Here is a 22305-nt window from a genome sequence, read left to right as displayed (position 1 = left end):
GTCATTTGCCCCAGCTGTCCTTGAGGCCGACGATACGGTTGAAGACCGGCTTGCCCGGCTTCGAATCGACACGGTCGGCCACGAAGTAGCCATGGCGCTCGAACTGGAAGCGGTCGTCGGCGGCAGCCTGCTCCAGGCCCGGCTCCAGATAGGCTGTGACCACTTTCCTGGAGTCCGGGTTCAGCGCGTCGAGGAAATTCTTGCCGCCGGCGTCCGGGTTGGGGTCGTTGAACAGGCGGTCGTACAGGCGCACCTCGGCCTCGGACGCATGCGGCGCGCTGACCCAGTGGATGTTGCCCTTGACCTTGACGCTGTCCGCGCCCGGCGTGCCGCTCTTGGTGTCCGGCAGGTAGCTGGCGTGCACGGCGATCACCTTGCCGTCCGCGTCGCGGTCCACGCCCGTGCATTCGATCACGTAGCCGTAGCGCAGGCGCACCTTGCTGCCGGGGTTGCCGTCCTTCGGCGCGAACAGGCGGAAGTAGCCCTTGGGGGGCGCTTCGCTGAAGTCGTCGCGCTCGATCCACAATTCGCGCGACAGCGGGAACACGCGGCGGCCCAGTTCGGGCTTCTTCGGGTGCACCGGGGCCGAGCATTCCTCGCTCTGGCCTTCGGGGTAGTTGTCGAGGATCAGCTTGACCGGGTCCAGCACGCCCACGCTGCGCGCGGCGCGCGCGTCGAGGTCGTCGCGCACGGCGCCTTCGAGCGTGCTCATGTCGATCCAGCTATCGGACTTGGCCACGCCGATGCGTTCGCAGAACAACTGTATCGATTCCGGGGTGAAGCCGCGCCGGCGCATGCCCACGATGGTCGGCATGCGCGGGTCGTCCCAGCCTTCCACGCGGTTCTCGTTGACCAGTTGCAGCAGGCGGCGCTTGCTGGTGATGGCGTAGGTCAGGTTCAGGCGCGCGAACTCGTACTGGTGCGGCAGCGGCTCGCTGAACACGCCGCAATCGCGCAACTGGGCGAGCACCCAGTCGTACAGCGGGCGGTTGTTCTCGAACTCCAGCGTGCACAGCGAGTGGGTGATGTTCTCGATCGCGTCCGAGATGCAATGCGTGAAGTCGTACATCGGGTAGATGCACCACTTGTCGCCCGTGCGGTGGTGATGGGCATGGCGGATACGGTAGATCACCGGGTCGCGCATCACGATATTGGGCGCGTTCATGTCGATCTTGGCGCGCAGCACGTGCTCGCCGTCGGCGTACTTGTCGTCGCGCATGTCGCGGAACATCTGCAGGTTCTCCGCCACGCTGCGATCGCGGAACGGCGAAGGCGTGCCCGGGCGCGAGAAGTCGCCGCGGTTGGCGGCGATCTGCTCGGCGCTCTGGCTGTCCACGTAGGCCACGCCGCGCTCTATCAGCTTTTCGGCGAAGGCGTAGAGCTGGTCGAAGTAGTCGCTGGCGTAGTACAGGTGCGGCTGGCGGGCGCCGTCCTTGTCCGTGGTGTCCCAGCTGAAGCCGAGCCAGTGCACCGAGTCGATGATGGAATCGACGTATTCGGTGTCTTCCTTGACCGGGTTGGTGTCGTCGAAGCGCAGGTGGCAGCGGCCGGCGTAGTCGCGCGCCAGGCCGAAGTTCACGCAGATGCTCTTGGCGTGGCCGATATGCAGGTAACCATTGGGTTCCGGCGGGAAGCGGGTGATGACGGTGGGCAACGCCTGGCCCTGCGTATCCTGGCGGCCGGCATAGGTACCGGCGTTGAGATCCTGGTCGATGATGCTGCGCAGGAAATTGGATGCGGCGGGGGTGCTGTCGTTGGCTTTGGGGTCGTGGCTCATGGTTGCGCCGGAGGCGGTTACGTCAGCAGGCGCAGGCTGCGCACCGGAATGCGGCGCGCAGCCTGCCGCGCTGCTCGATTGCATGGCGGAATGCCGGATCGCGTGATTTTACCGTGCCTGCGCCCGGCGTCGTGCAAACTCGCCGCGCCGGCCTGAAAAGACGCCAAAACGGCTGGCGCGTCCTAGCATGGAGTCAACGCATCCGCTTCCCGGAGTCCATTCGCCATGCCTGCCTCGACCGTCACTCCAGCCGCCCGCCCGACCCCGCACGAAGCCCTGGCCGGGCTCTGGCAGGCCGCCGGGCTGCCTGCCGCCGCGCCAGGCCACGCGCGGCTCGGCGGCGCCGATCCCGGCCTGCCCTCGTCCTTTGCCGTGGGCACGGCCGCGCAGGCCAGCCTGGGCAGCGCGGCGCTTGCCGCGGCGGCCCTGTGGGAATTGCGCGGCGGCGGTCGCCAGCAGGTTGCCGTCGATATGCGCCATGCGCTGGCCGAGTTCCGCAGTGAACGCTACCTGCGGGTGGACGGCGCGCCTGCGCCGGAATTCCGCGACCCCCTGACGCGCCTCTGCCGCTGCGGCGACGGCGGCTGGGTACGCCTGCACGCCAATTTCCCGCACCACCGGGACGGCGTGCTGCGCCTGCTCGGCTGCGGCCCCGATCCCGCCGCGGTGGACGCCGCCCTGCGCAAATGGGAGCCCGAGGCCTTCGAGACCGCCGCCTCGGAAGCGGGCCTGGTGGTGGCCGCCTTGCGCGGCTTCGACGAATGGGACCGGCATCCGCAGGCGCAGGCCCTGCGCGGCCTGCCGCCGCTGACGCTCGAGCGTATCGGCGACGCGCCGCCGCAGCCTTTGCCGGCGCTGCCGGGCGCCGGCGCGCGTCCGCTTTCCGGCGTGCGCGTGCTCGACTTCACGCGCATCATCRCCGGGCCGGTGGCGGGGCGCACCCTGGCCGCCCATGGTGCCGACGTGCTGCTCGTCACGGCTGCCCACCTGCCTTTCATCGCGCCGCTGGTGATCGATACCGGGCGCGGCAAGCGTTCCTGCCAGCTCGATCTGCGCGACCCCGACGACAAGCGGGCCCTGCACAAGCTGCTGCATGGCGCCGATGTATTGATCCAGGGCTACCGTCCGCAGGGCCTGGCCGAACTGGGGGTGGGGCCGGAAGCGGCGGCGCGGGCGCGCCCCGGCATCGTCTATGTGAGCTTGAGCGCCTACGGGCATGTGGGGCCGTGGGCAGGCAAGCGTGGCTTCGATTCGCTGGTGCAGGCCGCCACCGGTTTCAACCATGCCGAGGCACTGGCGGCCGGCAGCGAAGAGCCGCGGCCCTTGCCGGCGCAGGTGCTGGACCACGCGGCGGGCTACCTGCTGGCACTGGGAGCCATGGCCGGGCTTTACCGCCGCGCCACCGAGGGCGGCAGCTGGCATGTGCGCGTGTCGCTGGCGCAGACCGGGCAGTGGCTGCGCAGCCTGGGCCGTGTCGATGGCGGACTGCGCCAGCCGGACCAGCAATACGCGGATGTGGCGGACCTGCTCGAGACCCTGCCATCGGGGTTTGGCGAGCTGACCGTGGTATCGCATGCCGGGCGTCTGTCCGAGACGCCCGCGCGCTGGGCGCTGCCGTCAGTGCCGCTGGGTTCGCACGCGCCGGAGTGGCTGCCGCGCGCCTGAGTGGCGCGCGTTCCCGGGCTTGCCCGGCCGGGGTCAGGCGCCGGTCATGCGCCAGTCATGCGCCAGTCATGCGCGCCATCCATTGCGCCATGTCGCGTTCGAGGGGGCTGCCTTCCTGCTGGGCGGCGAGGATGCGTTCGCGGTCCGCGGCAGGGCGGTTCTGGCTCAGCTTGAACTTGGCTTCGATGCGTGTCGGCACGATGCGCAGGCCCACGATCGCGCCCAGCATCTTCTGCTGGAAGTCTTCCGGCAGCGCGCGCCACTGCGCGGCGTAAGCGGGCTCGTTGCGGGCAATGAGGCGCTTGAGCAGTGCGTCCTTCTCCGTGGCGTCATGGATGGTGGCGATGTCCGCGTAGACGTGCACGGCGACGTAGTTCCAGGTCGGCACCGACAGTTTCTGCTCGTACAACGCGGGCGATACGTAGCCGTGCGGCCCCTGGAACACCAGCAGCGCGCGCGGGTTCTGTTCGAGCCAGCGCCAGTGCGGGTTGGCGCGCGCCATATGGCCTTCGACCTGCCAGCTGTCGCCGGCGCGTTCGGCAACCACCGGCAAGTGGGTGGCGAACGGGATGCCGTCGGCATCGTTGCCGACCAGGGTGGCAAACGGGTAGCCGCGCAAGACGTCGTCGATGGCGTCGGCTTCGGTGCTGGCAAAGTGGGATGGCGTGTACATGGGCGCGTGGTGATCGGGCGGGATCAATACAGGGTTTGTTGCAGCCGTGCGGGCTGGGTCTCGTCGTAGGCGGTGCCGTCGATGGTGTGGTGGCTCAGGGTGGCGAGGATGGTGCCGTTGCTCGGCAGGCTGGCGCGCGCCACCTGGCTTTGCGGGGCCCACAGTTTCGAGCGCACCAGCGCGCGGGCGCACTGGAAGAACACCGATTCGATCGCGATCACCAGCACCGTCGCCGGCGCCTTGCCATCGACCACGCAGCGCGCGATGAGCGCGGGGTCCACCGAGATGGTGGCGGTGCCCGCCACGCGAATGGTCTCGTTGACGCCGGGAATGACGAACAATAGTCCCACGCGCGGATCGGCCACGATATTGCGCAGGCTGTCGATGCGGTTGTTGCCGCGGCGGTCGGGCAGCAACAGGGTGCGTTCGTCCAGCACCTGCACGAAGCCGGGCGCGTCGCCGCGCGGCGAGCATTCGGCATGCCTGCTGCCAACGGTAGAGAGCAGGCATAGCGGGGCGGCTTCGATGAAGGCGCGGTAGAGCGGGTGCAGGTAGCTGACTTCCTTGGCGAGCGAAGCTTCGGCGGCGTCGGCGTAGCGCGCTTCCAGCTCGGCCAGCGTGGTGATGGCGTATGGGTTCATGGCGAGGAGCATGCGCGGCGGCCGGGGCATCGCTACGCTTGTTTCTTTTGGTTTCCCGAGACGCTGCGGGACGATTGCGGGACAGTGCCTCACTGTACCGCAATCGCGCCGCGTGCCCGGCGCTACAGCGTGACTGTGCCGCGGCCCAGCTCGATCACGCGCCCGCCCACGCGGATGGCCTTGTCGGCCGTGACCTCCAGGTGCAGCGCGCACGGACGGCCCACGGCCTCGCCCTGGGCAATGCGGCAGGTGGCGGGCAGGTCGCGGCCGCTGGCGACGATCCAGCCGCCCAGGTTGGCGCAGGCCGAGCCGGTGCCCGGGTCCTCCGCCACGCCGCCGCCCTGCTTGGTGAAGAAGTAGCGCGCCTCGACCTGGCCGGGCTGCGCGGGATCGAAGGCGAACACATAAGCGGTCTTGCGGCCCAGGCTGCTCTGCGGCCATGCTTCGAGCCGGCTGCCGTCGGGCTGGGCGCGGCGCACGGCGTCCACGCTGCGCAGCGGCACCAGCAACTGGTCGGCGCCGGTATCGACCCACATCGGCGGCGCCAGCAGGTCCGCTGCGGTCAGGCCGAGCAGGCCAGCCATCTGCGCGTCCGGCAGGCCGGCCGGCGCGGTACGCGGCGCGCCCGCGTGCGGCGCGGTGAAGGTCCAGATGTCGCCCTGCGCGGTGACCGGCACCACTCCCGCCTTGAATTCGAGCGAGAAGGCATCGCCGGCGGCGGCCAGTTCGCGCACCACGTGGGCGGTGCCGAGCGTGGGATGGCCGGCGAAGCGCATCTCGTAGCCGGTGGTGAAGATGCGCACCTGGGCGGCAGCCCGCTCCGACGGCAGGATGAAGGTGGTTTCCGACAGGTTGAACTGCAGCGCCAGCGCTTGCATGGTGGCGTCGTCGAGCCCGCGCGCGTCTTCGAACACGCATAGCGGATTGCCGCCGAAGGTCGATTCGGCGAACACGTTGAGCAGGCGGTAGGCGTAGGTGGTCATGCTGTTCCCGGGGAATGCGCCGGGCCATGGATGGCGGACATCACAGTCTAAGGTGCCGGCGCGCGTACGCCATGCACAGTCATGCCGACGCCGGGCAGGCCAGTTGCGGACAGTCGCGCGCCGGCCCGCCAAGAAAAAAGGCGCCCCCGTTGCCGGGGGCGCCCTCCCAGTACTGCTTGCGGGGACTCAGAAACCGATTCAGAAACCGACTGCCTGCCCATCGCGCCGGCTATCGCTGGCGGCTACGTAGCCGTGTTCGGCGTCGTCGGACATACGCCAGATGAACTGGCCGGAGCCAAAGTCCATGTAGGGGTCGTCGACCGACTTGAGCTGGTGGCCGCGCGCCTTGAGGGCGGCCACCACGGCAGGATCCATGGTGGATTCAACGTCCAGGGTGAAGTCTCGGTTGACCTTCCAGCGCGGCGCGCAGCATGCGGCCTGCGGCTGCTGGTTGTAGTCCACCATGCGCACCACGGTCTGCAGATGGCCCTGCGGCTGCATGTCGCCGCCCATCACGCCGAAGCTCATCACCGGCTGGCCGCCCTTGGTCAGGAAGGCCGGGATGATGGTGTGGAAGGGACGCTTGCCGCCTGCCACCACGTTGGCGGACTTCGGGTCCATCGAGAAGCCCACGCCGCGGTTCTGCAGGCTGATGCCGGTGCCGGGCACCACCACGCCGGAGCCGAAGCCCATGTAGTTCGACTGGATGAAGGAAATCATCATGCCGTTCTCGTCGGCGGCGGTCAGGTAGATGGTGCCGCCCACCTTGGGCATGCCGAAGTCGAAATGCGTGGCGCGCTGCATGTCGATCAGCTTGGCGCGCGACTTCAGGTAGGCGTCGTCCAGCATCTGCTCGGGCGTGACTTCCATGCTGCGCGGATCGGCCACGTAGCGATAGAGGTCGGCGAAGGCCAGCTTCATCGCTTCGATCTGCAGATGCTGCGACTCCACCGAATCCACCGGCAGCGAGCCCACGTCGAACTGGTCGAGGATGCCGAGCGCCATCAGCGCGGCGATGCCCTGGCCGTTGGGCGGGATCTCGTGCATCTCATAGCCGCGATAGGACTTGCTGATCGGCTTGACCCAGTCCGGCTTGTAGTCGCGCAGGTCGGCGGCGGTCATGGCGCCGCCGCATTCCTTGCTGAAGGCGGCGATGCGCTCGGCGATCTCGCCTTCGTAGTAGGCCCGGCCGTTGGTGGCGCCGATCTTGCGCAGCGTCTCGGCGGCGGCCTTGAGCGTGAACTTCTCGCCCACGTTGGGCGCGCGGCCGTTGGGCATGAAGGTGTCGGCGTAGCCGGGCTGGTCCTTCAGTTCAGGCACGGCCGCGGCCCACTTGTGCGCCACCACCGGCGGCACCGCATAGCCGCGCTCGGCGATCTCGATGGCAGGCTCCATCAGGTCGGCGAACGGCAGCTTGCCGAAGCGCTCGTGCAGCGCGGCCCAGCCGGCGATCACGCCGGGCACGGTGACGGCGTCCCAGCCGCGCACCGGGCGGTTGGCGATGCCGTTGGCGTCCGTGCCGTACTTGTTCTTGAAATATTCGGGGCTCCAGGCCGCCGGCGCCACGCCGGACGCGTTCAGGCCGTGCAGTTCCTTGCCGTCCCAGAGAATGGCGAAAGCGTCGCTGCCCAGGCCGCACGAGACCGGCTCGACGATGGTGATGGCCGCCGCCGCGGCGATGGCCGCATCCACCGCGTTGCCGCCCTTGAGCAGCATGCGCAGGCCGGCCTGCGCCGCCAGCGGATGCGAAGTGGACACCACGTTGCGCGCGAACAGCGGGATCCGCACGGAGGGGTAGGGGTTGGTCCAGTTGAAATTCTGCATGCTTGTCTCGGTTGCTTGCGCGGGCGGCGCGCCTGCGGCGCCGCCACGGAGGTGGCTTGAACCGACCTCTTATTCGACGGTGATCTTGCGATCCTTGATGAGCTTACCCCAGCGCGCGCTGTCCTTCTTGACCATCGCGGCGAACTGCGCCGGCGTGCCGCCGACCGGCTCGGCGCCCAGCTTGCCCAGGCGCTCCTTGACGTCAGGCGACTGGATCGCCTTGTTGAACTCGGCGTTGAGGCGGTTCACCAGGTCGGCCGGCATGCCCTTCGGGCCATAGATGCCGAACCATGTGTCGGATTCGAAGCCCGGAAGGCCGGACTCGCTGGCCGTGGGGATCTCCGGCGCCAGCGGCGAGCGCTTCAGGCTGGTCACGGCCAGCGCCTTGAGCTTGCCGTCCTTCACGTGCGGCAGGCCCGAGACGATGCTGTCGAACAGGACCTGCACCTTGTTGGAGATCAGGTCGGGCACGGCCAGCGCGGTGCCGCGGTAGGGAATGTGCGTGATGAACACGCCGGCCTGCGCCTTGAAGGCCTCGGCCGTCAGGTGCACCACCGTGCCGTTGCCGCTCGAAGCGTAGTTCAGCTCGCCGGGATGCTTCTTGGCGTAGTCGATCAGTTCCTTGACGTTCTTCACCGGCAGGCTGTTCGGCACCACCAGCACATTGGTGGCGATGGCCACCTGGCCGATCGGCGTGAAGTCGGTTTCGGTGTTGTAGGGCAGGCGGGTGTTGATATACGGCCCGATCGAGTGCGTGCTGGTGGTGGCGATCAGCAGCGTGTAGCCGTCCGCCGGCGCCTTGGCCGCCATGTCGGAGCCGATCGCGCCGCCCGCGCCGGGCCGGTTGTCCACCACGATCTGCTGGCCCATGCTGGTGCCCACTTTCTGGGCGATGGCGCGTGCCAGCAGGTCGGTGGCGCCGCTGGCCGGGAACGGCACGATCAGGCGGATCGGCTTGTTCGGGTAGGTGTCGGCGAGAGCCGGCACCGCGCTCAGTGCGAGGCCGGTGGCGAGGCTCGTGCCGAGCAGGCGCAGCCAGTGTTTCATGGTGTTCTCCGGAACTGGAAGGCAGGGGCAGGCGGCAACTGCCCCAGGGCTGGCCGCCGCACGCGATTCGATGATGCTTTGCATCATTATTCCGTGCGCTACATCGTAATGAAAGCTAATATTTCTTTTGTGTGTCTCAATATTTTCTTAAGTTATTTAGTGGATTAAAGGGCGCTTTTATGGCGCCGATTTCATGAGCACCATCCGCTTCCTCCGTACCTTCGTCGCCGTGGCCGACCACGGCTCCTTTGTCGCCGCCGCCGAGCAGGTGTCGCTGACCCAGGCCGCGGTCAGCCTGCAGATGCGTGCGCTGGAGATGGAGCTGCGCCGCGAACTGTTCGACCGCGGCGGCAGGGTAGTGGCGCTCAACGCAGGCGGACGCGAACTGCTGCCGCAGGCGCGCCGCATGCTGGCGCTGTACGACGAGATGCGCCTGCCGCCCGAGGCGCCCGACGCCATGGCCGGCGCGGTGGCCGTGGGCGCCGTGGTCTCGGTGATGGGCGGCCTGTCGCACGTGGTGGCACGCATGAAGCGCGAATACCCTGCGCTGGACGTGCGCCTGGTCGGCGCCAAGTCCCTCGAGCTGGCCGCCCAGGTGGAAGCCGGCGAGCTGGACGCCGCCATGCTGGTCGAAGGCGCCGGCCGCCTGCCCGGCACCCTGGTGTGGACGCCGCTCTACCGCGAACCGCTGGTGGCCATCGCCGGGCTCAGCAGCCCTGGCGCGACGGCCCGCGAGGCGCTGGCCGCCAACCCGTTCCTGCGCTTCGACCGCGGCCAGCGCACCGGCATGCTGGTGGAGCGCGCGTTGCGCCGCGCCCACCTGCGCGTCAACGAGTTCCTCGAGCTGAATTCGATCGAGGCGCTGGTCGAGCTGGTGCGCCAGGAGGTCGGCGTCACCGTGGTGCCGCTGCTGCAGCGCGCGCGCTGGCTGGACGACGACGCCTTGCGCATCCTGCCGCTGGCGGTGGGCGGCGCGCCCGTGCTGCGCACCATCGGCATGCTGGAGCGGCGCGATCATGCGCGCCGGCATATCACGGCGGCCGTGCGCGAGGCGTGCGCCGGGCTGTTCGGGGCCTGAGGCGCGGGACGCCGATTCCCGCGGCCCACGGACAGGCGGGCGGGAAACGAAAAAAGGGCGCCTCGCGGCGCCCTTCGATGGTCTTGCTGTTGTTGCTTGTTGTCCTGCTTATTCTTCCTGGAACGCTTCTTCGCGCTTGTTCTTGATCGACGGCAGCGCCACGATCAGCACCAGCACGGCAGCGGCGATCAGCAGGCCGAGCGAAAGGGGGCGGGTCAGGAACACGCTGAACTCGCCACGCGACAGCAGCAGGGAACGGCGGAAGTTCTCTTCCATCATCGGTCCCAGCACGAAGCCCAGCAGCAGCGGCGCCGGCTCGCACTTCAGCTTGATGAACAGGTAGCCGATCACGCCGAAGGCAGCGGTCTGGAACACGTCGAACGTGGTGTTCTGGACCGAGTACACGCCGATGCAGCAGAAGGTCAGGATGGCCGGGTACAGGTAGCGGTAAGGCACCTTGAGCAGCTTCACCCAGATCCCGATCAGCGGCAGGTTCAGGATGATCAGCATGAAGTTGCCGATCCACATCGAGGCGATCAGGCCCCAGAACAGCGCGGGGTTGCTGGTCATGACCTGCGGACCCGGCTGGATGTTGTGGATGGTCATCGCGCCCACCATCAGCGCCATCACGGCGTTGGGCGGAATGCCCAGCGTCAGCAGCGGGATGAAGGAGGTTTGCGCCGCGGCGTTGTTGGCCGATTCCGGACCGGCCACGCCTTCGATGGCGCCCTTGCCGAATTCGTGGGAATACTTGGAGGTCTTCTTCTCCAGCGAGTAGGCCGCGAACGACGCCAGTGCCGCACCGCCGCCCGGCAGGATGCCCAGCAGAGAGCCGAGCGCAGTACCGCGCAACACGGCGGGAATCATGCGCTTGAAGTCGGCCTTGGTCGGGAACAGGTTGGTGATGTGGTCCGTGAAGGTTTCGCGGGCATCCTTCTGTTCCAGGTTCGCGATGATTTCCGCGAAGCCGAACACACCCATGGCCACCGAGACGAAGTTCAGTCCGTCGGTCAGTTCAGGCACGTCGAAGGAAAAGCGCGCGGCGCCCGAGTTCACGTCGGTGCCGACCAGGCCCAGCAGCAGGCCCAGCACGATCATGGCGATGGCCTTGACCAGCGAACCCGAAGCCAGCACCACGGCGCCGATCAGGCCCAGCACCATCAGCGAGAAGTATTCGGCCGGGCCGAACTTGAATGCCAGTTCCGACAGCGGCGCGGCGAACGCAGCCAGGATCAGGGTTGCCACGCAGCCGGCGAAGAACGAGCCCAGGCCGGCGGTGGCTAACGCCACCCCCGCTCGTCCTCGCCTGGCCATCTGGTAGCCATCGATGGTAGTCACCACCGACGACGATTCACCCGGCAGGTTGACCAGGATGGCGGTGGTGGAGCCACCATATTGCGCGCCGTAGTAAATACCGGCCAGCATGATCAGCGCGGCCACCGGCGGCAGCGTGTAGGTCACCGGCAGCAGCATGGCGATGGTGGCCAGAGGCCCCAGGCCCGGCAGCACGCCGATCAGGGTACCCAGCACGCAGCCCAGGAAGGCGTATGCGAGGTTTTGCAGGGTCAGGGCGGTAGAGAAGCCCAGCCCCAGGTTGGCGAGTAGTTCCATATGGCCGTCTCCTTATCCTGCCAAGAATGCCGGCCACACCGGCATCTGAAGATTGATGCCGTAGACGAAGGCGCCCATGCTGATCACCACCAGGATGATGGCGTTGAGAACGGCACCCTTCCAGCTGAATTCATGGCTGGCCATCGAGGACACCAGCACCAGTACCAGTACGGACAGCACCATGCCAAGCGGCTTGAGCATGAGGCCGAACAGCACCACCGCGCCCAGGATCCACAGCAGCGTCTTGATATCCCAGCGCGCCAGCTGGTCTTCTTCCTTCTTGGCGGACAGGGAACTCCACAGCACCAGTGCGCCCAGCAAGGCGAGCACGACGCCGAGCCAGAACGGGAAATATCCCGGACCCATCTTGGCGGCGGTTCCCATGGAATAGCCGCGTGCGACCCAGGAAAAGCCGAATCCGACCAGGATGAACATCAGGCCGGAGGCAAAGTCCTTTTGGCTACGTATGCGCAAAATGATTCTCCTCGAAAAGCTGCTTGAAATCCGGGCGGCGGGCGCTGCTGCGGCGCATCAAAGTGACACGCCAAACCGACCTGCCGCGGGCAGGGTGGAAAGTAAGGGGCGGACCTTTCAGCTACCTTTCAGATGTCTTGTGAAATGGTCAATCTGCGGGTATCTCCCTAGGCGACATACGGATCGCTTCCAGCCGATCCGCGACGGCACCGGGGCGCCCCGCCCGGGGCGGCCCGGCGCGGTCGTGCCGGCAATGGGCTGCGCTATCATCGTTGGCCGCCATGCCGCGGCTCGCCGCCCTCCGGGCATGTGGGCAATGCAGCACGGCGCTGAAAGGAAAGCCGCTTTGGAAAGCATCGACCATGTCATCCTGATCGGCGCCGTCGTGATGTCCCTGGGCATCGTGGTGGGCGCTTTCTCCGCGCGCCTCGGCGTGCCTTTCCTGCTCGTCTTCCTGTCAGTCGGCATGCTGGCCGGCGTCGACGGCCCCGGTGGCATCCGCTTCTCCAATACCTGGCTGAGCTTCCTGGTCGGCAACCTGGCGCTGGCGGTGATCCTGCTCGACGGCGGCCTGCGCACCAGGCTGACCACGTTCCGCGTGGCGCTCAAGCCGTCGCTGGCGCTGGCCACGGTGGGCGTGCTGGTCACCACCGGCCTGGTAGGGCTGTTCGCCGCCTGGGTGCTGGAGATCGACTGGAAGCTCGGATTGCTGCTGGGCGCCATCGTCGGCTCCACCGATGCCGCGGCGGTGTTCTCGCTGCTCAATACCAGCGGCATCCGCCTCAAGGAGCGGGTCGCCAGCGTGCTGGAGATCGAATCCGGCATCAACGACCCGATGGCGATCTTCCTGACCCTGACCCTGATCGAGTGGATCGGCGCGCCCGCCGGCCTGACTCCGGGCGCCCTGCTGTGGCGGCTGGTGGTGCAGTTCGGCGTGGGCGGCGTGCTGGGCATGGGGCTGGGCTACTGCCTGGCCAATGTGATGGAGCGCATCCGCGTGGCCGAGGGGCTGCAGGCCATCCTGCTGTGCTCGGGCGGCGCCATGGTGTTCGCCATCGTGCAGAGCGCCGGCGGCAGCGGCTTCCTGGCGGTCTACCTGACCGGCGTGCTGGTCGGCAACCGCGAGCGCGCGGTCAGCGCGGACGCCATGCGCGCGATGGACGGCATGGCCTGGCTGTCGCAGTCGGTGATGTTCCTGCTGCTGGGCTTGCTGGTGGCGCCGCACCGGATCTGGGAAGTGGCGGGGCCGGCCGCGGCCGTGGCGGCCTTCCTGATGCTGGTGGCGCGCCCGGCCGCGGTCTGGCTGGCGCTGCTGCCGTTCCGCTTCAGCGCGCGGGAGAAGGGCTTCATGGCGTGGATGGGCCTGCGCGGCGCGGTGCCGATCGTGCTGGCGCTGTTCCCGCTGCTGCAAGGGCTGCCCGACGCGGGCCTGCTGTTCCGCGTCGCCTTCGCCGTGGTGCTGGCCAGCCTGCTGCTGCAGGGCACCACGGTGCCGTTCGCGGCGCGCCTGGCCCGTGTGCTGCGGCCGGCATACCCCGAGCCGCTCGCGCGCGCCCGCCTGCATGGCACCCACGGCCCCGCGCTCGAGGTGATGCAGTTCGCCGTGGAGCGCGATGCCCCGGCCGAGAGCCTGCGTGCCGACCAGCTCGAACTGCCGCCGCGTTGCCGTTTGCTGACGGTGGTGCGCGACAAGGCGCTGGCAGCGCCCGAGCAGACCGTGCTGCGCGCCGGCGACGTGGTCTCCATCCTGGCGCCCGGCACCAGCGTGCCGATGCTGGCGCTGCTGTTCCGCAAGCCCGGCCCGGCGCCGGCCTGGGGCAAGGCCAGCCACGATTTCCTGCTGTCCGGCGAGGCCATGCTGCGCGATGTGGCGGGGCTCTACGGCACGCGCGAACTGGGTGCGGCGGAGGCTGGCCTGACGCTGGAGGCGGCCATGCAGGCGGCCTTCACGTCGCCGCCGGTCGAAGGCGATATGGTGGAGATCGCCGGCCTGAAGCTGACCGTGACGCGGATGGACGGGCCGCGCATCATCCAGGTCGGACTATTGCTGCCGCGCACGGCGCGCGGCGCGCGAGCGGCGGAAGGCTGAGGGCCGGGGCGCATTGCGCGCCCTCGCCGGCGCGGCCGGCGCCCGTCGTCAATCCACCTTCGCGCCGGACACCTTCACGATCTGCGCATACTTCTTCAGCTCGCGCTGCACCAGCGCGCCGAACTGCTCGGGCGTGGTCGGCGCCGGCTGCGCGCCGATGCGGGCCAGGCGGGCCTTCATGTCGTCGGTCTTGAGGATGGCCACGATGTCGTGGTTGAGGCGGTCGACGATCTCGCGCGGCGTATTGGCCGGCGCGAACACGCCGAACCAGGTCGAGATATCGAAGCCTTCCAGCCCCAGGCCCTTGCCGGCTTCGGCAATGGTCGGCAGCTCCGGGAAGGCCGCGGCGCGCACCGCCGTGGTCACCGCGAAGGCCTTGAGCTTGCCGGCCCTGATATTGGCCGAGGCCGAGGCAAGGTTGTCGAAGATCATGTCGGTCTGGCCGGACAGCACGGACAACTGCGCGGGCGAGGCGCCGTTGTACGGGATATGGACCATGCTCACCTTGGCCATGCTCTTGAACAACTCGCCCGACAGGTGCCCGGCGCTGCCGTTGCCGCCCGAGGCGTAGTCCAGCTTGCCGGGGTTCTTGCGGGCGTATTCCACCAGCTCGCGCAGGTCGGTGATGTGCAGCTCGGCGGCCTTGCCGGGGTGCATCACCAGCACGTTTGGCACGTCCGCCACCAGGGTGACCGGGCTGAAGTCCTTGACCGGGTCGTACGGCATCCTGGCGAACAGCGACGGGTTGATGGCGTGCGTGGCCACCGCGCCCATCACGATGGTGTAGCCGTCCGCCGGTTGCTTGGCGACGTAGTCCGCGCCGATATTGCCGCCGGCGCCGGGACGGTTCTCCACCACTACCGGCTGGCCCAGGCTGTCCTTGAGCTTGTCGCCGATGGCGCGCGCCACGGTATCCAGCGGGCCGCCGGCGGGGTAGGGCACCACGAACTTCAGCGGCTTGACGGGGTAGGCCGAGGAAGCCACGGCCGGCGCGGCGGCGAGTGCGCCAAGGGCGCCGAACGCCAGCAACGCGGCGGCGAATTGTTGCTTGAACATGGAAATGCGCATTGGAGTTGCGGGGTACGTATGGGAATTCTGGTGGGTTGGGAGGCTGCCCGAAAGCGCGGCGGTCCCGGCTCTCTTTCGACGGGCCGCCTAGATGCCGATGCCCCGGGCCATCATCACCGCGCACAGCGGCAGCAGGATCAGCAGGTGGGCTTCGATCATGACCCAGCGGCGCGCCTTCTTCAGCTCCGCCGCCGCCGGCACGAAGTCCGGCGCCGTGCGTGCCTGGCGACGCCAGCGCTGGATGGCGAAGGTGGGCGGCAGCGAACACAGCGCGATCACCACGAACACGGTCATCTTGGCGTGGAACCACGGGTTGTGCAGGTAGAACTGCATGCCCTTGGCGCCGTAGAACAGGCGCAGCAGGCCGGTCGCCAGCACCGCCATGGCTGACAGGAAGTAGACCAGGTCGTAGATCGAGATCCGCCTGAGCGTGGCCGGCGTGAGGCCGGTGCGCATGATCACGGCCTCGGCCGTGAGCAGCGCGATCAGGGCGAAGATGAAGGCAAAGTGCAGGAAGGCCAGCAGGGCGTCGGTCAGCATCCAAACTCCTTTCGTGGGTATGGGCAGGCGCCGGCCGGCGGCGCGCGGGTCAGGTCATCGGTTTGTGCTTCATTTGCTGCTTTGCTGCTTTGCTGCCGGATCCGGCACGGGCCAAGGCCGGCCGCCGCCTTGCGGGACGGACGGCAAAGCCTTTACAGCACGCCCTTGGCGCGCAGCGCTGCGATCTGCTCAGGGCTATAGCCGAGCATGCCTTCGAGCACCGCGTCGGTGTGTTCGCCCAGCAGCGGCGGATGCCGCACCGCCTCGGGCGGGGTCGCGCTCATCTTGATCGGGCTGCCGACCAGCTTGACCTCGCCGGCGCTCGGGTGCGGCAGGTCCACGCGCAGGCCGCGCGCCTTGACCTGGGCATCGTCGAACACGTCGTCCAGCGTATTGATCGGACCGCACGGCACCCCGGCGCTTTCCAGGTCGAGGATCCACTGCGCGCGCGTGCGCGGCTTGACCATCTCGGCCAGGATCGGCACCAGCACGTCGCGCTGCGCCACGCGCTGCGGATTGGTGGCGAAGCGCGGGTCGTCGGCCAGCTCGGGGTGGCCGCCCGCGGTCACGAACTTGCGGAACTGGCCGTCGTTGCCCACCGCCACGATGATCCAGCCGTCGGCGGCCTGGAAAGTCTGGTAGGGAACGATGTTCGGGTGCGCGTTGCCCCAGCGCTTCGGCGCCACGCCGCTGGCCAGGTAGTTGGTGTTCATGTTGGCCAGCATGGCGACCTGCACGTCGAGCAGGGCCATGTCGATGTACTGGCCTTCGCCGGTGCGCTCGCGGTGCGCCAGCGCCGCCAGCACGGCGATGGTGGCGTACTGGCCGGTCATCAGGTCGGAGATGGCCACGCCGGCCTTCTGCGGGCCGCCGCCGGGCAGGTCGTCGCGCTCGCCGGTCAGGCTCATGAAGCCGCCCATGCCCTGGATGATGAAATCGTAGCCCGGGCGCGCCGCGTAGGGGCCGGTCTGGCCGAAGCCGGTCACCGAGCAATAGATCAGGCCCGGCTTCACCGCCTTGAGCGATTCGTAGTCCAGGCCGTACTTCTTGAGCTGGCCGACCTTGTAGTTCTCCAGCACCACGTCGCTCTGGGCGGCCAGCGCGCGCACCAGTTCCTGGCCTTCGGGCGTGCTGATGTCGCAGGTGACCGAGCGCTTGTTGCGGTTGGCGGCCAGGTAGTAGGCGGCTTCCGCGGTGTCGCGGCCGTCCGCGTCCTGCAGCCAGGGCGGGCCCCAGGTGCGGGTGTCGTCGCCGGCGCCGGGCCGCTCGATCTTGATCACGTCGGCGCCGAAGTCGGCAAGGTTCTGGGCGCACCAGGGCCCGGCGAGGACGCGGGTCAGGTCGAGGACGCGGAGGTGGCTTAAGGCTCCCATGGGGTGTGATGCAATCCGGAAGGGGTGGCAAGGGAAGGCCGGGCGGCCCCGCCGTCTGGTTCCTGCCTGGCTCGTGCCGGATGCAGGGCGGCTTGCGGGGTGACCGGGGCGGCGCTGAGGGCGGCGCCAGGGGTGTCCGGCCGGGACAGCCAGCACTTTACCACCGGCAGGCCCCCGGGAGCACATCGCGGCCCGGCCGGGCGGGCGCCGGCGCGCATGCGCCACGAAACCCCGGCGGCGCGCCGCGGCAGCAGGCTTCCCCGTATAATCAATGGTTTGCAAATCCATCCTGACCGACAGCGACCTGCCACGCCGCGGGACGCCCTGCCCAGAACATGAAAGTCTCCGACATCCGCAGCAAGTTCCTGCAGTACTTCGAATCGAAGGGCCACACCGTGGTCCGCTCGTCCAGCCTGGTGCCGGGGAACGATCCGACGCTGCTGTTCACCAACTCCGGCATGGTGCAGTTCAAGGACGTGTTCCTGGGCACCGACAAGCGCCCGTACACGCGCGCCACGTCGTCGCAGCGCTCGGTGCGCGCCGGCGGCAAGCACAACGACCTGGAGAACGTGGGCTACACCGCGCGCCACCACACGTTCTTCGAAATGCTCGGCAACTTCTCGTTCGGCGACTACTTCAAGCGCGAGGCCATCCAGTACGCGTGGGAGCTGCTGACCAAGGTGTACCAGCTGCCCGCCGACAAGCTGTGGGTCACGGTGTACGCGGAAGACGACGAGGCCTACGACATCTGGGCCAAGGAAGTCGGCGTGCCGGCCGAGCGCATCGTGCGCATCGGCGACAACAAGGGCGCGCGCTACGCCTCGGACAATTTCTGGCAGATGGCCGACACCGGTCCCTGCGGCCCGTGCTCGGAGATCTTCTACGACCACGGCCCGGACGTGTGGGGCGGCCCGCCGGGATCGCCCGAGGAAGACGGCGACCGCTACATCGAGATCTGGAACCTGGTGTTCATGCAGTTCAACCGGGACGAGCAAGGCAATATGCCGCGCCTGCCCAAGCCTTGCGTCGACACCGGCATGGGCCTGGAGCGCATCGCCGCGGTGCTGCAACACGTGCACAGCAACTATGAGATCGACCTGTTCCAGGCGCTGATCAAGGCCGCCGCGCGCGAGACCGGCATCACCGACCTGAACAACAACTCGCTCAAGGTCATCGCCGACCATATCCGCGCCTGCTCCTTCCTGATCGTGGATGGCGTGATCCCCGGCAACGAAGGCCGTGGCTACGTGCTGCGCCGCATCGTGCGCCGCGCCATCCGCCACGGCTACAAGCTGGGCCGCAAGACCCCGTTCTTCCACAAGCTGGTGCCGGACCTGGTGGCGCAGATGGGCCAGGCCTATCCCGAGCTGGCCGAGGCAGAGTCGCGCGTGATCGAAGTGCTCAAGGCCGAAGAGGAACGTTTCTTCGAGACCATCGAGAATGGCATGTCCATCCTCGACGCGGCGCTGGCCGAGGTCAAGGCCAAGGGCGGCACCGTGCTCGACGGCGAACTCGCCTTCAAGCTGCACGACACCTTCGGCTTCCCGCTGGACCTGACGCAGGACGTGTGCCGCGAGCAGGAAATGACGGTGAACGAGACCGCCTTCGACGCTGCCATGAACCGCCAGCGCGAGCAGGCCCGCGCCGCCGGCAAGTTCAAGATGGCCGCCGGCCTCGAATACAACGGCGACAAGACCACCTTCCACGGCTACGACCAGCTCGCCGTCGAAGCCGCCCGGATCACCGCGCTGTACGTGGACGGCGCCGCCGTCGACACCATGCAGCCCGGCCAGACCGGCGTGGTGGTGCTGGACAACACCCCGTTCTACGCCGAATCCGGCGGCCAGGCCGGCGACCAGGGCGAGCTGCGCAGCGGCAGCGCCGTGTTCGCCGTGGCCGATACCACCAAGGTGCAGGCCGACGTGTTCGGCCACCAGGGCACCCTGGCGGGCGGCGCGCTCAAGGTGGGCGACAGCGTCGGCGCGCAGGTGGATGCGCAGCGCCGCGCGCGCACCATGCGCAACCACTCGGCCACCCACCTGATGCACAAGGCCCTGCGCGAAGTGCTGGGCACCCACGTGCAGCAGAAGGGCTCGCTGGTGGATGCCGACAAGACCCGCTTCGACTTCTCGCACAACGCGCCGATGACCGACGAGCAGATCCGCCGGGTCGAGGACATCGTCAACGCCGAGATCCTGCAGAACGCCGCCACCGGCGCCGAGGTGATGCCCTTCGACGATGCCGTCAAGAGCGGCGCCATGGCGCTGTTCGGCGAGAAGTACGCCGACGACGTGCGCGTGCTGTCGATCGGCAGCTCGAAGGAACTGTGCGGCGGCACCCACGTGGCGCGCACCGGCGACATCGGCCTGTTCAAGATCGTGGTGGAAGGCGGCGTGGCCGCCGGCATCCGCCGCGTGGAAGCCATCACCGGCGACAACGCGCTGCACTACCTGCAGGCGCTCGACGCCAAGCTCAACGAAGCCGCCGCCGCGCTCAAGGCGCAGCCGTCCGAACTGGTGCCGCGCATCGGCCAGGTGCAGGAGCAGGTGCGCGCGCTGGAGAAGGAACTGGAGCGCCTCAAGAGCAAGCTGGCCGCCTCGCAGGGCGACGAGCTGGCCGCGCAGGCCATCGACGTCAAGGGCATCAAGGTGCTGGCAGCCCAGCTCGACGGCGCCGACCTCAAGACGCTGCGCGAGACCATGGACAAGCTCAAGGACAAGCTGGGCAGCGCGGCCATCGTGCTGGGCGCCGTGGCCGACGGCAAGGTCAGCCTGATCGCCGGCGTCACCGCCGACGCGACTGGCAAGGTCAAGGCCGGCGAGCTGGTCAACTTTGTCGCCCAGCAGGTCGGCGGCAAGGGCGGCGGCCGCCCCGACATGGCCCAGGCAGGCGGCACCGAGCCGGCCAACCTGCCGAAGGCGCTGGCAGGTGTCGGCGAGTGGGTGGCGGCGAAGGTGTGATGCTTTCGTCGTGGCCGGCCAGGGACGTCGGCACTGCCTGATGTCCTGGCCTCCTCTGCCCTCATGGGGAGAGGAAAGACCACCGGTGGCATGTTTGTCACGCTTAGTCACGCGGGACGGGAGGAAGGCGCTGCGGCGCCTTTTTTCACGTCCCCTTGCTTCATCATGTCCCCTGCCGGCTGAGCTTGCCCACCAGCGTGAGGATGTCGATCGGCAGCGGAAACACGATGGTCGAACTCTTGTCGCAGGCAATCTGCGTGAGCGTCTGCAGGTAGCGAAGCTGCATTGCCTGTGGCTCGCGGGCCAGCATCTGCGCTGCCTCCAGCAGCTTCACGGAAGCCTGCAGTTCGCCTTCGGCGTGGATCACCTTGGCGCGCCGTTCGCGCTCGGCCTCGGCCTGGCGCGCGATGGCGCGGAYCATGSTYTCGTTGAGGTCGACATGCTTGATCTCSACRTTSGAKACCTTGATGCCCCAGCTGTCGGTCTGGGCGTCGAGCGCCTTCTGGATATCGATATTGAGCTGCTCGCGCTCGGCCAGCATCTCGTCGAGCTCATGCTTGCCCAGCACCGAGCGCAGCGTGGTCTGCGCCAGCTGGCTGGTGGCCTCGAGGAAGTTCGCCACCTGGATGATGGCGCGCTCGGGATCGATCACGCGGAAGTACACCACCGCGTTGACCTTGACCGAGACGTTGTCGCGCGAGATCACGTCCTGCGGCGGCACGTCCATCACCACTGTGCGCAGGTCCACGCGCACCATCTGCTGCACGGCAGGGATCAGGATCACCAGGCCCGGCCCCTTCACCTTCCAGAAACGGCCCAGCATGAACACCACGCCGCGCTCGTATTCGCGCAGCACGCGGATGGACGAGACAATGAGCAGGGCGACCAGGAAGACGAGACCGCCCGCGCTGAATCCGAATGCCATGATCATGCTCCTCGAGTGGATGGATTGATCGTGCCGGCCGCGCCCGCCGTGCCTGCGGCGTTCGCGGCGGCATCATCGATGGCGCGCACTTCCAGCAGCAGCCCGCTGCGCCCGGTGACCAGCACCCGCTGGCCGCGCTGCAGCGGCAGCATGCCGTGCACGCGCCAGCGCTCGCCGCGCACCTCGGCCCAGCCGTCTTCGCGCGCGTCGCCGTCCAGCAAGTCCAGCACCACGCCGGGCGTGCCGATCATGGCATCGCCGCCATTGACCGAAGGCATGCGCCGCGCGCGCCAGAGCAGCGTCCAGACTCCCAGCAGGAAGGCGGCGCTGGCCAGCGCCAGCGTGCCGATCAGCCACAGCGGGATGCCGAAGCCAGGCACCTCGGTGTCGATCAGCATCACCGCGCCGAAGATGAAGGCGATGATCCCGCCCACGCCGAGCGCGCCGAAGGTTGGCAGGAACAGCTCCGCCACCATGCAGCCGATGCCCAGCGCGATCAGTCCCAGCCCGGCGTAGTTCACCGGCAGCATCTGCAGCGCGAACAGCGCCAGCAGCAGGCAGATCGCGCCGGCCACGCCGGGCAACACCATGCCCGGCGTGGAGAACTCGAAGATCAGGCCGTAGATGCCGATCATCATCAGGATCAGCGCCACGCTGGGCTCGGTGATGACTGCCAGGAAGCTGCTGCGCCAGTCCGGCTCCAGCACCTGCACCGGCGCCTGCGCGGTGCGCAGCACGCGCTCCACGCCGGCGGCCTGCACGCGCCTGCCATCCACCGCGCGCAGCAGGGCCGGCAGGTCGGGCGCGACCAGGTCGGCCACGTGCTGTTCCACGGCTTCGCTGGCCGACAGGCTGACCGCCTCGCGCACCGCGCGTTCGCCCCATTCGGCATTGCGCCCGCGCAGCTGCGCCAGCCCGCGGATATAGGCGGAGGCATCGTGCATCTGCTTGCGCTCCATGGTGTCCTGTGGCTGGGGCGTGCTGGCCGGCGCCGAGGCGGGCGTGGCTTCCGGTTTCTGCGGCCCGCCCGTGCCGCCAATACCGATCTGCACCGGGCTGGCCGCGCCCAGATTGGTACCCGGCGCCATCGCGGCGATATGGCTGGCGTAGAGGATGTAGGTGCCGGCGCTGGCCGCGCGCGCGCCGCCCGGGTAGACGTAGCTCGCCACCGGCACCGGCGAGGCGAGGATGGCCTGGATGATCTCGCGCATCGACAGGTCCAGCCCGCCGGGCGTGTCCATTTCCAGCACGATCAGCTGGGCGCCGCCGTCGCGGGCGCGGGCCATGCCGCGCACGATGAAACTGGCGCTGGCCGGGCCGACGGCGCCCTTGAGCGGGATCACGACTACCGGGGCGGCCGGCGTGGCGGGGGCCATGGCGGCCTGCGTCGCGGACCACGTCGTTGCCGGCACTACGATGGCAAGGACGGCCAGGGTGACGGCGAATGCAGCGGCCGCGGCCAGCCGGGTGCCGGCGGCAAGCCATCGCAAGTGCATCGGGGCATGCTTCATGGCAGGGACGCCGGCACAGTGAGTGCACACGCGGCGCCACTTCCAGTGTAGGCGAACGGGCACATC

Annotated in this window: 17 protein-coding genes; 4 read left to right on the top strand and 13 right to left on the bottom strand. The window is 68.5% G+C overall.

Annotated features, from left to right (window positions below; all coding sequences use genetic code 11):
* Position 1: 1 nt before the first annotated feature.
* Entirely contained in the window at positions 2 to 1777 is a 1776-nt protein-coding gene (locus tag AB4Z48_RS06995; protein ID WP_441613171.1) for a glutamine--tRNA ligase/YqeY domain fusion protein, read from the bottom strand.
* A 225-nt stretch (positions 1778 to 2002) separates the two neighbouring features.
* Between AB4Z48_RS06995 and AB4Z48_RS06990 the strand changes: the two genes are divergently transcribed.
* The gene (locus AB4Z48_RS06990; RefSeq protein ID WP_441613170.1) at positions 2003 to 3442 is read left to right on the top strand and encodes a CoA transferase; all 1440 of its coding nucleotides are present in this window, start codon (positions 2003 to 2005) and stop codon (positions 3440 to 3442) included.
* A 55-nt stretch (positions 3443 to 3497) separates the two neighbouring features.
* Here AB4Z48_RS06990 and AB4Z48_RS06985 read toward each other — a convergent pair whose 3' ends face one another.
* The 5 genes from AB4Z48_RS06985 to AB4Z48_RS06965 form a co-directional block, all read right to left on the bottom strand.
* Positions 3498 to 4115, bottom strand: a complete 618-nt coding sequence (locus tag AB4Z48_RS06985) for an FMN-binding negative transcriptional regulator (RefSeq protein ID WP_441613169.1) — start codon at positions 4113 to 4115, stop codon at positions 3498 to 3500.
* Positions 4116 to 4138: 23 nt separating this feature from the next.
* Positions 4139 to 4756: a pyridoxamine 5'-phosphate oxidase family protein gene (locus tag AB4Z48_RS06980; RefSeq protein WP_441613168.1), complete on the bottom strand. Its 618-nt coding sequence runs from the start codon at positions 4754 to 4756 to the stop codon at positions 4139 to 4141.
* Between the two features lie 122 nt (positions 4757 to 4878).
* A complete protein-coding gene (locus tag AB4Z48_RS06975) occupies positions 4879 to 5739 on the bottom strand; it encodes a PhzF family phenazine biosynthesis protein (RefSeq protein WP_441613167.1) in 861 nt (286 codons plus the stop codon).
* A 198-nt stretch (positions 5740 to 5937) separates the two neighbouring features.
* A complete protein-coding gene (ggt, locus tag AB4Z48_RS06970) occupies positions 5938 to 7563 on the bottom strand; it encodes a gamma-glutamyltransferase (RefSeq protein WP_441613166.1) in 1626 nt (541 codons plus the stop codon).
* Positions 7564 to 7632: 69 nt separating this feature from the next.
* Positions 7633 to 8610, bottom strand: a complete 978-nt coding sequence (locus AB4Z48_RS06965) for a Bug family tripartite tricarboxylate transporter substrate binding protein (protein WP_441613165.1) — start codon at positions 8608 to 8610, stop codon at positions 7633 to 7635.
* 193 nt (positions 8611 to 8803) lie between these two features.
* Here AB4Z48_RS06965 and AB4Z48_RS06960 point away from each other — a divergent pair, with 193 nt between their 5' ends.
* Entirely contained in the window at positions 8804 to 9688 is an 885-nt protein-coding gene (locus AB4Z48_RS06960; RefSeq protein WP_441613164.1) for a LysR substrate-binding domain-containing protein, read from the top strand.
* Between the two features lie 108 nt (positions 9689 to 9796).
* On the opposite strand, the gene AB4Z48_RS06955 is transcribed toward AB4Z48_RS06960, so the two are convergent.
* Both AB4Z48_RS06955 and AB4Z48_RS06950 read right to left on the bottom strand, forming a co-directional pair.
* Positions 9797 to 11299, bottom strand: a complete 1503-nt coding sequence (locus AB4Z48_RS06955) for a tripartite tricarboxylate transporter permease (protein ID WP_441613163.1) — start codon at positions 11297 to 11299, stop codon at positions 9797 to 9799.
* A gap of 12 nt (positions 11300 to 11311) precedes the next feature.
* Complete coding sequence (locus AB4Z48_RS06950) at positions 11312 to 11773, bottom strand: tripartite tricarboxylate transporter TctB family protein (RefSeq protein ID WP_441613162.1); 462 nt, start codon at positions 11771 to 11773, stop codon at positions 11312 to 11314.
* A gap of 346 nt (positions 11774 to 12119) precedes the next feature.
* On the opposite strand from AB4Z48_RS06950, the gene AB4Z48_RS06945 reads away from it, so the two are divergent.
* A complete protein-coding gene (locus AB4Z48_RS06945; protein WP_441613161.1) occupies positions 12120 to 13862 on the top strand; it encodes a potassium/proton antiporter in 1743 nt (580 codons plus the stop codon).
* 48 nt (positions 13863 to 13910) lie between these two features.
* On the opposite strand, the gene AB4Z48_RS06940 is transcribed toward AB4Z48_RS06945, so the two are convergent.
* From AB4Z48_RS06940 to AB4Z48_RS06930, 3 genes are all read right to left on the bottom strand, one after another.
* Complete coding sequence (locus tag AB4Z48_RS06940) at positions 13911 to 14918, bottom strand: tripartite tricarboxylate transporter substrate binding protein (RefSeq protein ID WP_441613160.1); 1008 nt, start codon at positions 14916 to 14918, stop codon at positions 13911 to 13913.
* A 99-nt stretch (positions 14919 to 15017) separates the two neighbouring features.
* Complete coding sequence (locus AB4Z48_RS06935) at positions 15018 to 15470, bottom strand: DUF2214 family protein (RefSeq protein WP_441613159.1); 453 nt, start codon at positions 15468 to 15470, stop codon at positions 15018 to 15020.
* A gap of 152 nt (positions 15471 to 15622) precedes the next feature.
* Positions 15623 to 16843, bottom strand: coding sequence for a CaiB/BaiF CoA transferase family protein (locus AB4Z48_RS06930; protein ID WP_441613158.1), 1221 nt, complete (start codon positions 16841 to 16843; stop codon positions 15623 to 15625).
* 335 nt (positions 16844 to 17178) lie between these two features.
* Here AB4Z48_RS06930 and alaS point away from each other — a divergent pair, with 335 nt between their 5' ends.
* Positions 17179 to 19803, top strand: a complete 2625-nt coding sequence (gene alaS, locus AB4Z48_RS06925) for an alanine--tRNA ligase (protein ID WP_441613157.1) — start codon at positions 17179 to 17181, stop codon at positions 19801 to 19803.
* A 163-nt stretch (positions 19804 to 19966) separates the two neighbouring features.
* Here alaS and AB4Z48_RS06920 read toward each other — a convergent pair whose 3' ends face one another.
* Positions 19967 to 20728 carry a slipin family protein gene (locus AB4Z48_RS06920; RefSeq protein ID WP_441613156.1) on the bottom strand — a complete coding sequence of 254 codons (762 nt, stop codon included), beginning with the start codon at positions 20726 to 20728 and terminating at the stop codon, positions 19967 to 19969.
* A 2-nt stretch (positions 20729 to 20730) separates the two neighbouring features.
* Positions 20731 to 22239, bottom strand: a complete 1509-nt coding sequence (locus AB4Z48_RS06915; RefSeq protein WP_441613155.1) for an NfeD family protein — start codon at positions 22237 to 22239, stop codon at positions 20731 to 20733.
* Between the last annotated feature and the right edge of the window lie 66 nt (positions 22240 to 22305).

It is taken from the genome of Cupriavidus sp. 2TAF22, assembly GCF_052115045.1.
Taxonomy (GTDB): Bacteria; Pseudomonadota; Gammaproteobacteria; order Burkholderiales; family Burkholderiaceae; genus Cupriavidus.
The sequence above is the reverse complement of the archived record's forward strand: the minus strand, read 5'-3'. Positions and strand labels throughout refer to the sequence as shown.

Bases quoted from the DNA above. Each gene is read 5' to 3' on its own strand.
- ggt (WP_441613166.1), bottom strand. From the start codon at position 7,563: ATGCAGAATTTCAACTGGACCAACCCCTACCCCTCCGTGCGGATCCCG.
- AB4Z48_RS06995 (WP_441613171.1), bottom strand. From the start codon at position 1,777: ATGAGCCACGACCCCAAAGCCAACGACAGCACCCCCGCCGCATCCAAT.
- AB4Z48_RS06915 (WP_441613155.1), bottom strand. From the start codon at position 22,239: ATGAAGCATGCCCCGATGCACTTGCGATGGCTTGCCGCCGGCACCCGG.
- alaS (WP_441613157.1), top strand. From the start codon at position 17,179: ATGAAAGTCTCCGACATCCGCAGCAAGTTCCTGCAGTACTTCGAATCG.
- AB4Z48_RS06955 (WP_441613163.1), bottom strand. From the start codon at position 11,299: ATGGAACTACTCGCCAACCTGGGGCTGGGCTTCTCTACCGCCCTGACC.
- AB4Z48_RS06960 (WP_441613164.1), top strand. From the start codon at position 8,804: ATGAGCACCATCCGCTTCCTCCGTACCTTCGTCGCCGTGGCCGACCAC.
- AB4Z48_RS06985 (WP_441613169.1), bottom strand. From the start codon at position 4,115: ATGTACACGCCATCCCACTTTGCCAGCACCGAAGCCGACGCCATCGAC.
- AB4Z48_RS06975 (WP_441613167.1), bottom strand. From the start codon at position 5,739: ATGACCACCTACGCCTACCGCCTGCTCAACGTGTTCGCCGAATCGACC.
- AB4Z48_RS06965 (WP_441613165.1), bottom strand. From the start codon at position 8,610: ATGAAACACTGGCTGCGCCTGCTCGGCACGAGCCTCGCCACCGGCCTC.
- AB4Z48_RS06980 (WP_441613168.1), bottom strand. From the start codon at position 4,756: ATGAACCCATACGCCATCACCACGCTGGCCGAGCTGGAAGCGCGCTAC.
- AB4Z48_RS06935 (WP_441613159.1), bottom strand. From the start codon at position 15,470: ATGCTGACCGACGCCCTGCTGGCCTTCCTGCACTTTGCCTTCATCTTC.
- AB4Z48_RS06940 (WP_441613160.1), bottom strand. From the start codon at position 14,918: ATGTTCAAGCAACAATTCGCCGCCGCGTTGCTGGCGTTCGGCGCCCTT.
- AB4Z48_RS06930 (WP_441613158.1), bottom strand. From the start codon at position 16,843: ATGGGAGCCTTAAGCCACCTCCGCGTCCTCGACCTGACCCGCGTCCTC.